Source organism: Arenimonas sp. (assembly GCF_044353605.1).
Classification (GTDB): Bacteria; Pseudomonadota; Gammaproteobacteria; order Xanthomonadales; family Xanthomonadaceae; genus Arenimonas.
In genome coordinates this window covers 43,142-54,051 of record NZ_JBILBO010000012.1, presented here as the reverse complement: position 1 = coordinate 54,051, position 10,910 = coordinate 43,142, and the positions used below count along the sequence as shown (strand labels likewise).

At 60.5% G+C, this 10,910-nt stretch carries 12 protein-coding genes; 7 read left to right on the top strand and 5 right to left on the bottom strand.

Translation table 11 applies throughout. The annotated features are described in order from the left end of the window. The 4 genes from ACIQ1A_RS07875 to ACIQ1A_RS07860 all read left to right on the top strand — a co-directional run. Positions 1–896 (top strand): transglycosylase SLT domain-containing protein (locus tag ACIQ1A_RS07875; RefSeq protein ID WP_395770514.1); only part of this gene is annotated, 896 nt, incomplete at its 5' end. Then, entirely contained in the window at positions 893–2,113 is a 1,221-nt protein-coding gene (locus ACIQ1A_RS07870) for a multifunctional CCA addition/repair protein (protein ID WP_395770513.1), read from the top strand. The genes ACIQ1A_RS07875 and ACIQ1A_RS07870, both read left to right, overlap by 4 nt. Then, complete coding sequence (locus ACIQ1A_RS07865; protein ID WP_395770512.1) at positions 2,114–2,665, top strand: hypothetical protein; 552 nt, start codon at positions 2,114–2,116, stop codon at positions 2,663–2,665. It abuts the gene before it with no gap. 9 nt (positions 2,666–2,674) lie between these two features. Then, on the top strand, positions 2,675–5,092 hold the full coding sequence (locus ACIQ1A_RS07860; protein ID WP_395770511.1) for a putative bifunctional diguanylate cyclase/phosphodiesterase: 2,418 nt from the start codon (positions 2,675–2,677) through the stop codon (positions 5,090–5,092). Positions 5,093–5,095: 3 nt separating this feature from the next. Here the strand turns inward: ACIQ1A_RS07860 and ACIQ1A_RS07855 are convergent, their stop codons facing one another. Together ACIQ1A_RS07855 and ACIQ1A_RS07850 are read right to left on the bottom strand one after the other, a co-directional pair. Further along, complete coding sequence (locus tag ACIQ1A_RS07855) at positions 5,096–5,476, bottom strand: VanZ family protein (RefSeq protein WP_395770510.1); 381 nt, start codon at positions 5,474–5,476, stop codon at positions 5,096–5,098. Next, positions 5,473–6,651, bottom strand: a complete 1,179-nt coding sequence (locus tag ACIQ1A_RS07850; RefSeq protein WP_395770509.1) for a class I SAM-dependent methyltransferase — start codon at positions 6,649–6,651, stop codon at positions 5,473–5,475. Before ACIQ1A_RS07850 ends, ACIQ1A_RS07855 begins: the two co-directional genes overlap by 4 nt. Before the next feature lie 73 nt (positions 6,652–6,724). Between ACIQ1A_RS07850 and ACIQ1A_RS07845 the strand changes: the two genes are divergently transcribed. The 3 genes from ACIQ1A_RS07845 to ACIQ1A_RS07835 all read left to right on the top strand — a co-directional run bounded on the left by ACIQ1A_RS07845 (position 6,725) and on the right by ACIQ1A_RS07835 (position 9,005). Beyond that, the gene (locus ACIQ1A_RS07845) at positions 6,725–7,462 is read left to right on the top strand and encodes a pteridine reductase (RefSeq protein ID WP_395770517.1); all 738 of its coding nucleotides are present in this window, start codon (positions 6,725–6,727) and stop codon (positions 7,460–7,462) included. Positions 7,463–7,521: 59 nt separating this feature from the next. After that, positions 7,522–7,989: a copper chaperone PCu(A)C gene (locus ACIQ1A_RS07840; protein ID WP_395770508.1), complete on the top strand. Its 468-nt coding sequence runs from the start codon at positions 7,522–7,524 to the stop codon at positions 7,987–7,989. Positions 7,990–8,069: 80 nt separating this feature from the next. Then, positions 8,070–9,005 (top strand): YcjF family protein, encoded by a 936-nt coding sequence (locus ACIQ1A_RS07835; RefSeq protein WP_395770507.1) that lies wholly within the window; start codon positions 8,070–8,072, stop codon positions 9,003–9,005. A gap of 26 nt (positions 9,006–9,031) precedes the next feature. Here the strand turns inward: ACIQ1A_RS07835 and folK are convergent, their stop codons facing one another. From folK to tsaD, 3 genes are read right to left on the bottom strand one after another with little or no spacing between them, the layout of a single operon-like run. Further along, a complete protein-coding gene (gene folK, locus ACIQ1A_RS07830; RefSeq protein WP_395770506.1) occupies positions 9,032–9,484 on the bottom strand; it encodes a 2-amino-4-hydroxy-6-hydroxymethyldihydropteridine diphosphokinase in 453 nt (150 codons plus the stop codon). Further along, a complete protein-coding gene (folB, locus tag ACIQ1A_RS07825) occupies positions 9,477–9,836 on the bottom strand; it encodes a dihydroneopterin aldolase (protein ID WP_395770505.1) in 360 nt (119 codons plus the stop codon). Before folB ends, folK begins: the two co-directional genes overlap by 8 nt. A 9-nt stretch (positions 9,837–9,845) precedes the next feature. After that, a complete protein-coding gene (tsaD, locus tag ACIQ1A_RS07820) occupies positions 9,846–10,874 on the bottom strand; it encodes a tRNA (adenosine(37)-N6)-threonylcarbamoyltransferase complex transferase subunit TsaD (RefSeq protein ID WP_395770504.1) in 1,029 nt (342 codons plus the stop codon). Positions 10,875–10,910 lie beyond the last annotated feature (36 nt).

Here is a 10,910-nt window from a genome sequence, read left to right as displayed (position 1 = left end):
ATTTCCACGGCTGGCTGGCCGCCGATCGGCTGGGTGCCGACTACACGTTCTGCCCGCTCGAGCAGCGCATGCCGGCCAAGGATCGGGCGGCGCTGCACGCCGGCCATCCCGGTCTGGAGCGTTCGCTCTGGCTCTGGCAGCTGGGCGAAGCCAATTACGCCATCTGGGAATGGAATGCCGCGTTTAAACAGCTCAACGCCGAGCAGCAACGTGAAGCCGTGGCGATGGCGCAGGCGATCGGCTGGTATGACCGCGCCGTTTTCTCGCTGGAAGCCAACGATCTCAACCAGCGTTATTACGGACTGCGTTTCGCCACACCCTATTCGGCCGAGTTCAGCGCCGCCAGCGCCCGCTTTCGACTCGACCGGGCCTGGCTGACCGCGCATGCGCGCGCCGAAAGCATCTTCATGCCGGATGTCACCTCCAGCGCCAATGCCCGCGGCCTGCTGCAGTTGCTGCCTTCGACGGCGGAAGCCATCGCCGCGCGTAATGGCATGGCCTGGCAGGGTGCTGAATCGCTTTACCGGCCCGAGGTCAACATCGTGCTGGGGGCCGGCGCATTGCGTGATGTCATCGACACCTACAACGGCAAAGCCTATCAGGCCATCGGCGCTTACAATGCCGGGTCGACGGCGGTGAACCGTTGGCTGGCTGCACGTGGCAGCCTGGATGCCGACTTCTGGATCGAAACCGTTCCCTTCAAGGAAACACGGGAATACATTCCACGCGTGCTGTCATTCAGCGTCATCTACGATTGGCGCCTGAAACAGCCGGTCATGCCGATCAGCCGTCGTTTGAGCGGCGATTTCAGCGCCGGCTTCAAACCGGTACCGCTGCGTTGCCCGGCACCGGCAACGCCCGCTGTCCCGGCACAGAAAAAAAAGAAGTCCCGGTGAAAACCTACCTGGTCGGCGGCGCGGTACGCGATGCTCTGCTCGGAATTGTTCCGGGCGACCGCGACTGGGTGGTGGTGGGTGAAAGTCCGGAATCGATGGCGGCGGCAGGTTTCCGTCCGGTCGGTGCCGATTTTCCGGTATTCCTGCATCCGCGCACCGGCGAGGAATATGCCTTGGCGCGGACCGAACGCAAAAACGCGCCGGGCTACAAGGGCTTTGTTTTTCATGCTGATCCGGGCGTGACCTTGGAACAGGATCTGGCCCGGCGGGATTTCACCGTCAATGCCATCGCCCGAGATGCCGACGGCACGCTCATCGATCCCTTCAACGGCCAAGCCGACCTGAAAGCGCGCGTGCTCCGGCATGTCTCGCCGGCCTTCGCCGAGGATCCGGTCCGCGTTCTGCGTGCTGCCCGCTTCATGGCGCGTTTCGCCCCTCTCGGCTTTTCGATGGCGGAGGAAACCCTGGTGCTGATGCGGAGCATGGTCGTCGCCGGCGAAGTCGACCATCTGGTTCCGGAGCGGATCTGGCAGGAAGTGCGTGCCGGCCTGGCAAGCCCAAGGCCTTCAGCATTCCTGCAGACGCTGCGCGCCTGCGGGGCGCTGGCCGTGCTGCTTCCGGAAGTGGACGTGCTGTACGGCATTCCGCAGCGTCCGGAATATCACCCCGAAATCGATACCGGCCGGCACATCGAAATGGTCTGCGACATGGCCGCACATCTGGCGCCGGGCGATGCATTGATCGGTTTCGCCGCGCTACTGCACGATCTGGGCAAAGGCCTGACACCGACCGACCAATGGCCGAAACACATCGCGCACGAACATCACGGGCTTGCGCCGGTGCAGGCGGTCTGCGCGCGCTGGAAAGTGCCCAGCGAATATGCCGCCATGGCCGCGCACACCTGCCGCGAACACCTGAATGTGCACCGGCTGCAGGAATTGCGCCCGGAAACCGTGCATGACCTGCTGGCACGGATCGATGCCTTCCGCCGTCCCGAGCGGGTTGCGCAGCTGGCCCTGATATGCGAGTCTGACAAAAGGGGTCGTCTAGGCATGACAGAAGACAGCTACACTCAGGGAAGTTTGCTGCAGCGCTGTTTCCAGGCCGCTTTGGCGGTGCGGGCGGCAGACCTACCCGGCAATCCCGCTGGGCCGGCCGTCGGTGAAGCCTTACGCAAAGCACGCATTGAAGCCATTGCCGCGGCCAAGGAGCTCTGAGTGGTCAAGCAGATACTGAACAATCCGGTCGTGCGCGGGCTCTGGATTGCCGCACTACTGATTCTGAGCTTGGCCACGATATTCGGTTTGTATTCCAATTCGGAACACGAGGTCGACAACGCCAATGACCGACTGATCAAATCCAACGAACTGGCTAACGAGCTACTGAATGCCTCGGAAACCACCACACGGCTGGCACGCACCTATGCCATCACCGGTAACAAGAGTTTTCTTTCCGCTTACCATCAGGTGTCTGATTCGGAAAACGGACGGTTGGCAGTACCGCTTGAGGCCAGCCTGTATTACTGGAACCCCAGTCTGGGATTACGGGCCCGCCTTGCCACTAAAAAGGTGCCGCTGAAACAGCGTATGCAGATGCTTGCGTTGAGGCCGGAAGACCTTGATTTCCTGGGCCGCGCGAAAACTCTGGGGGATGGACTTGCGGAAAAGGAAAAAGAGGTCTTTGCCCTGATTGAAAAGATTCCGCATGATTTCAACATATCCCACCATCCCTCCATTGACCTGCTTTTTGATGCCGAATACCGCAGGTAAAAGTCCTTGGTGCTGTGGAATATCCAAGAGTTCAATCAGCGCATCAAGGCCCATGAACTTGATAATGTAAGGGAGGCAAAGCTAAGAGCGGACCGGCTTCGCGCGATCTTCATTTTCATCGCGATTATTTTTCTGTTGAATATCTGGCGCATCAACCGCAGCCTGCACAACATCATGGGTGGCTCGATTGTTCAGGTGTTCGATGCCATCGCCCACCTGACCGATGAAAAAGTCGATCCCGGGCTTTACCGCCATACCCAAGGCAGTGATGGCATCCTGCCGAAACTGGCGAAGGCGCACCAGCAACTGGTTGACGGGCGACAAGCGCGCATACACCTCAACGATGAACTCCAAGCGACCTTGGATGATTTCCGTCGGGCCCAGAGCGTGGGCCGGATCGGCAACTGGTCGATAGATATTGCCAACAGCAAAATTCGGTGGAGCGAAGAAATCTATCATATCTTCGGGATCGACCCGACGACTGAATTGACGATACCAATTTTCTTTAAGGCCGTTCACCCGGACGACCGGGCGGCCTTGGAAAATACCTGGAAGGCCGGGCTCAAGGGCGGCGATGCCTACGACATCAAGTACCGTCTGCTTATATCAGATGAAGTACGCTGGGTCCGGGCACGCACGGAATTCGAACGCGATGCCACGGGTACCGTGATCCGTGCGTTCGGCACCTGTCAGTTGATTGCCCGCCAGGTCATCGCCGAGCAGCAGCTGCAGCTGTTCGCCAGCGTATTCACCAGCGCACACGAAGGCATCATCATCACCGATCTGAATGCCCGCATCATCGAAACCAATGCCGCCTTCAGCAAAATCACCGGCTACAGCCGCGAGGAAGTGCTCGGCAAAACCCCGGGGTATTTCAGCTCCGGCCGGCATGGCCGTGAGTTTTACGAGGCGATGTGGGTAAAACTCAAAACCGAACATTACTGGACCGGTGAAATCTGGAACCGGAAGAAGTCCGGCGAAGTCTATCCGGAAATGCTGGCCATCAGCACGGTGTTCGATGCCCAGGGAACCCCGAGCAACTTCATCGGTTTGTTCACCGACATCAGCTTACAGAAAGAACAGCAGCGGCAACTGGAATACAACGCCTATTACGACAGCCTGACCGGACTGCCCAACCGTGTGCTGCTGGCCGATCGCCTGCAGCTGGAACTGTCAAAGAGCCAGCGCGACAGCAAGAAACTGGCCATCGCCTTCATCGATCTCGACGGCTTCAAGGAAGTGAACGATGACTACGGTCACGAAGCCGGCGACCACGTATTGATCACCATCGCCGAACGCATCACCAGCTGTATGCGTGCCCACGAAACCGTGGCCCGGCTCGGCGGCGATGAATTCGTGGCCGTCATCACCGGGTTGAGCGCCGAACAGGAATCACTCTCGGTGATCAACCGCATCCTGGTCAGCATCGCCAGCCCCATACCCTACGGTGATTTTTCGCTCTCGGTCAGCGCCAGTATCGGCATCACCTTCTATCCGCAAATGCTGGAATACAACGCCGAGCAATTGATGCGGCAGGCCGACCAGGCCATGTATCACGCCAAGCAGGCCGGCCGTAACCGCTTCCAGATTTTCGATGAGGCCTATGACCATGATCTGCGCATGCACAATGAAAATCTGGAGCGCGCCAAATCGGGCTTGGCGGCTGGCGAATTCGAGCTGTACTACCAGCCCAAGGTCAACATGGCCACCGGCCAGGTCATCGGCATAGAGGCCCTGGCGCGCTGGAACCACCCCGAGCGCGGCCTGTTGCCGCCAGGCGCTTTCCTGCCGGACATCCAGGATACGGTTCTTGAAATTCCCTTCGGCGAATGGGTCATCGCTCAGGCCTTGGTCGACTGCGGGCGTCTGCGCCTGCATGATCTGGCACTGACCATCAGTGTCAATATTTCGGCGCGGCATCTTGAAAATACGGATTTCGTCGAACATATGCGCGCACGCTTGGGCAGCTGCAGCTGCAAGCAACCTTGCCAGCTTGAACTTGAAATTCTGGAAACCAGCGCACTGGATGATCTTGACCGCGTATTCGAAATCATCCGTGAGTGTACGGAATTCGGCGTCAGCTTCTCGCTGGACGATTTCGGAACGGGATACTCCTCACTGACCTATTTACGCAAGTTGCCGGTGCAGAGCCTGAAGATCGATCAGAGCTTTGTGCGTGGCATTACCGAGCGTCCCGAAGACATCATCCTGCTCAAGGGCATTCTGGATATGGCCCGTGGCCTCGACCGAAAAGTCATCGCCGAGGGCGTGGAAACGCTCGAACATGGCCGCATCCTGCTGGAAATCGGGTGCATGCATGGCCAAGGTTACGCCATCGCCCGTCCAATGCCATTTCCGGCATTGCTGGAATGGATGGGAACCTGGCATCCCGATCCGTCCTGGGAAAACCGTTCGGCCTGGCGCTGAAGGCTATTTCCGTAGCCGCTTTTCGATGTATTGCAGGACATTCCTGCGCCGGAACAGCAAGACCGCCGCCATGATTCCGCAGGTATTCGCCAGAAGATCCCACGGATCGGCCAGCCGGTTGATGGCCCAAGCCCCCTGCGCCAGTTCGATCAGGCCGCCGAACACCAGTAACCAGAGCACTGCCGCAGTGCGCATGAGTCCGGGCGCGAACAAGCCACAGGCCAGCACGGCCAGAACCCCGTAGCTCAGGGCATGAATGAGTTTATCGACGTGCGGAATGACGGGTTCACGCAGAACGCCGGCGCGCAGCGACAGGTAGGCGCCGATTGCCATGCCGGCAAGCCAGAGCGCCAACCACAGGCGCGGCCAGCGTAAGGAGTTCACAGACGGTAACTCAGATCGCCCTGGGTGAATGCCATGCTGAAATCGACACCTCTGGCGAAACCCATGAACTGGAAGCGCTCGCCCATTTCGCCGGGCAGAACCAACTTCTTGACCATCTGGCTTTCGCGATAACGCGCGATTTCATCCATGCCGTTTTCATACCCGGCGATGTATTCGGCCAGTCCGTTGGCCAACAGGAAACTGGCTTGGGAGCAGTAACCGGCAAGCTGGAATCCGGCGCTGGTGCCGGCCTCGGCCAAGGCGGTGAAATCCACCGAGGCGGTCAGATCCTGCAGCCCCGGCCAGACGAAATAATCGCTATGCGCGCGGTGCCGGTAATGGCAGATCAGGGTGCCGTCGTCGCGCTCGGGCAGATAAAATTCCGAGCGCGGGTAACCGTAGTCGATGAACAGCATGCCACCGCGGCGCATGGTGCCGGCCACGGCCTGGATCCAATACGGCAGTTGCGGCAGCACTTCCGAACAATAACCTTCCTCGAATTCCCGCTGCAGGTAACGCTCGAGATGGCGCACCGCGCCACTGACCAGTGCATCGGCCGGGCGCATCACCCGCGCGAACTGCTGCTTGGCATCCAGCGCCACGCATTCTTCGTAGACCTCGCCCTCTTCCTTGATGAAGCGGGTGGCCGGCAGTGCGTCAATGACTTCGTTGGCCACCAGCACACCCTGCCAGGGCTGTTCCGGCGGTGCGTCCAGCCAGACGCAGTGGGCGAACAATTCGGGCGGCAGACTGGCCTGCAAATGGCTGTGTTGCCGCTCACGAAGATCCGCGCTCGGCTCGAGGATCCAATAGTGGGCGGGGAGGCGGTCCAATTGCTGCAGACATTTCAGGGTCTTTTCGGCAAGAGCGCCGGTGCCGGCACCGATTTCGAACCAGATCCCGTCACCCTCAAGCTGGGCCAGAATGCCGGCGCCAGCCTGGGCCACGGCATAGGCAAAACCGCCACCGAGTTCGGGGGCGGTCACGAAATCGCCATCAGCGCCGAATTTACGGGCACCCGCGCTGTAATAGCCCAGGCCCGGCGCGTACAAGGCCAGCTCCATGAAGCGCGCGAATGGAATCGCGCCCTTCTCGAGCGCGATGGCCTGGTGGATGATGTCGGTCAGGCGTGCGCTGTGGGCGAGCGCCTCCTCGGAGGGGCGGGGCAATTCCATGCGGGCTTTCACTGGTCATTGATGCCCGTTCAGGATACCTTGTCTATGTCCTGATTTGAACCGAGATCCGATGATGCCGAATGATTCCGCCGTGGTCCTGATTACCGGTGCCGGCCGCCGCATCGGCGCGGCACTGGCTATCGACCTGCATCGCCGCGGCTACCGCATCGCCCTGCACTATCAGAACTCCGCCCTTGAGGCCACGGCACTGTGCGCGGACTTCAACCAATCCCGACCGGACAGCGCCATCGCCCTGCAGGCCGATCTGGGCAATCCGGTGCAGCGTGACACGCTGATACCGGCTGTCGTAGCGCATTTTGGCCGGTTGGATGTGCTGATCAATAACGCCAGCAGTTTTTTTCCCACACCGATCGGCAGCAGCAGCGATGCCGACTGGGATGCCCTGTTCGATGCCAATGCACGCGCCCCTTTTTTCCTGAGCCAGGCGGCGACTCCATATCTAGCTCAGCAATCCGGCTGTATCGTCAACCTGCTGGATATCTTTGCCGAGCGCCCGAAACCCGGACATACCATGTATGGCATGGCCAAGGCGGCGCAACGCATGCTGACCCAATCCCTGGCACTGGAACTGGCCCCGACGGTGCGCGTGAATGCCATCGCGCCGGGCGCCATTCTCTGGCCGGAATCCGGAAAATCCGACGCCCAGAAGCAGGCTATCCTCGATGCCACACCGCTGGCCCGCATCGGCGATGTCGCCGACATCTGCAAAGCGGTCCGGTTCCTGATCGAAGATGCGACCTACTGCACCGGGCAGATTTTGGCCGTGGATGGCGGGCGTTTGTTGCGTTGAATCAAATCGGTCAGCCTGAGATGCCTTAAAATGACTCATCCAACTGATGGGGTTCCGCCATGCCTTTTCGTTTCCTGAGTTCATCACTGCTCGTACTGGGTCTGATTGCCGGCGCGCAGGCTGCCGATTCCCTGACTTTCAGCAATGCCTGGGTCCGAGCCACTCCGCCGAATGCAAAAGTCGCCGGCGGTTTCGTGGAGATCCGCAATGCCGGAAAAAGTGTCGATCGCCTGGTTTCGGCAAGCAGCGATGTCGCCGATCGCGTTGAAATCCACGAAATGAAGATGGCCGGCGAGGTCATGCAGATGCGCCATCTGACGGAAGGCCTGGTGATTTCCGCCGGCCAGAGCGTACAACTCAAACCGGGCAGCTATCACCTGATGTTGATGGCACCGAAAAAGCCGATTGCCGAGGGCCAGAAAGTCACTATTACTCTGGTTTTCGAAAAAGCCGGCAAGCGGGCTGTTGAATTCACCGCCGCCAAGCAGCCCCCCATGGCAGCCCCCGATTCCGCGCATAAGCACTAAAACACGCAGCATTCCCCGCCGGTATTCACACCGGGTTAACCCGGGCTATCCGACACTGAGGACAACTCAACGACGGATGCATGACCATGACCTCACAGGAACAACACGCCCTGCTCGTCATCAGCCTGCATGCCGCCTTCGCCGACGGCAGCAAGGATGCGCGGGAACGCGAACAGATCAAACAGATCGCAGAAAGTCTGGTGCCAGACGGCAATATCAACATGGCCGGGCTCTACCAAGACGTGCTGCTGAAGCGGCGCACCTTGGAACACAGCGCTGCCCTTCTGGAAAGCCATGAAAGCCGTCAGCTGGCCTATGAAATGGCGGTGTGCGTCTGTGATGCCGACGGTGTGCGCAGTGCGGCCGAGAACGATTTTCTTGAAACGCTGCGCGTTCTGCTGAAAATTGATGCCGCGCAGGCACAATCCTTCGCCAACGAGGCTGACGCCCTGGCCGAGGCCCCCTTGGTTGCCGTGCCCCTGGAATCCGGTCCGTCCGTTGATAACGCAGTCCTGGATAAGTCGGTGCTGAATTATTCCATTCTCAACGGCGCCTTGGAATTACTGCCACAATCCCTGGCCTCAATGGCCATTCTGCCCTTGCAGATGAAGATGGTGTATAGCATCGGCAAGGCCCACGGTTATGAACTCGACCGTGAGCACATCAAGGATTTCGCCGCCACGCTCGGCGTCGGCATGACCGGCCAGTATGTCGAGCAGATGGGACGAAAACTGCTCGGCGGCCTGCTCGGCAAAGTCGGCGGCGGAATGCTCGGCAGTCTGGGCAGTGCGGCCACCGGCGCAGCGTTTTCCTTCGCCACCACCTACGCCCTGGGCAAGGTCGCCCAGCAGTATTACGGCAACGGCCGCAGCATCGATGCCGCCCAGCTGAAACAGGTGTTCGCGCAGATGTTCTCGCAGGGCAAACAGATGCAGGGCCAATACCGCGCACAGATCGAACAGAAGGCCCAGACCATCGATGTCACGCAATTGCTGGCGATGGTCAGACGCGGCTGATTCAGGCGCCGCCGGCTTGGCAACACTCAGCGCTTGGCTGCCGCCAAGGTCGCCGACAGCGTGAGTCCGGTTTCCGGATTGACGAAACCCGGCGCGATCTGCGCCAGCGGTTCCAGCACGAAGGCATGTTTGAGTTCGGGTCGCGGAATCTGCAGATTGCCCGGACCGGTGAGAATCAGATCATCGAAAAAAATGATGTCGATGTCGAGCGTGCGGCTGGAAAAGCGCGGCACATCCCGCCGACGGCCGTGCGCGTCCTCCAGCGCATGCAGCCATTGATCCAGCGCGTAGACATCCCAGTCGGTTTCGATGATGGCGGCGCCGTTGATGAAATCCGGGCCGACGAAGCCGACGGCTTTGGTTCGCATCCAATCCGAGAGTACGATCGTGCCGAAAGTTTCCCGCAGGGCCTGCACGGCAGCGGCCAAATGCGTTTCCGGCTCCTGGTTGGAGCCCAGACTTAAATACGCTTTAGGCATCCGCGCGCGAACGCTCGATTTTCACACCGACGGCTTTGGCGCCACGCACCGCACCGATTTTGCTGAGCTTGAGTGAGACCTGACTGACCTTGAATTCGGTCAGAATAATCTCGCAACAACGCTCGGCCAGGGTTTCCACCAGTCCGAAACTGGATTCCGAGACGAACTGAATGAGGCGTTTGCTGACCGCCTTGTAATCGAGGGTATGGGTGATGTCATCGCTGGCGGCCGGAATGCGGTTGTCGAACGCCATCTCGATGTCGAGCACGATCGGCTGCTTGATGGTGCGCTCCCAATCATAAATGCCGATCACGCATTCGATTTCGAGGGCTGCGATGAAGACTTTATCCATGCCCGCAGTTTATCCGAGTGCAGGTGAAAGCGGCGGCAAGCCGGCCAGATCCCAACGCGGTGCGCAGGCCACCACCGGCGGCTCGCTCTGCCCGGCCTGCAAACGCAGGCAGCCGGCATAGGCGATCATGGCGCCATTGTCTGTGCACAAATCGGGCCGCGGGAAAAATACCCGGGCACCGCGCTGCGCGGTGCGTTCCTGCAACTGCGCGCGCAGGTAGCGGTTGGCACCGACCCCGCCGGCCACCACCAGACGCGTGCATCCGGTGCGCTCGAGGGCGCGTTCGCATTTGGTGGCCAAGGTATCGACCACCGCCTGTTCGAAGGCCAGCGCGATATCGGCCATGTCCTGCCCGGTCTTCGTGCTGGCCTGCCAGGCCAACAACACTTGGGTTTTCAGGCCGGAAAAGCTGAAATCCAGATCCGGCCGGTTGACCATGGGCCGGGAAAACCGGAACACCCCGGAGCGGCCCTTGAGTGCCGCAGCCGCCAGTTGTGGACCGCCCGGGTAGGGCAGCCCCATCAATTTGGCGGTTTTATCAAAGGCCTCGCCAGCGGCATCGTCCAAGGTTTCGCCCAGCAGCTGGTAGTCGCCCAAGGCTTTCACCCACATCAGCTGGGTATGCCCGCCGGAAACCAGCAAGGCCACGAACGGCGGCTCGGGCGGGTCCGCCTCCATCAGCGGGGCGAGCAGATGGCCTTCCATATGGTGCACGGCAATGGCCGGGACCCCAAGCGCCCAGGCCAAGGCCCGGCCGGTGGCGGCCCCCACCATCAGCGCCCCGACCAGTCCCGGGCCGGCGGTATAGGCCACGCCATCCAGATCGGCCGGAGTCAGGCCGGAGTCGGCCAAGGTCCGGCGGATCAGTGGCAGCAGCTTACGCACATGGTCGCGGCTGGCCAGCTCCGGGACCACCCCGCCATAGGCCGCATGCAGGTCGATCTGGCTATACAGCGCCTGCGCCAGAAGCCCGCGGTCACTGTCATACAGCGCCACGCCGGTCTCGTCACAGCTCGATTCGATGCCCAATACCCGCATGCTCTATCCTGAATGGCCCGCCTGGCGGGTTGCCAA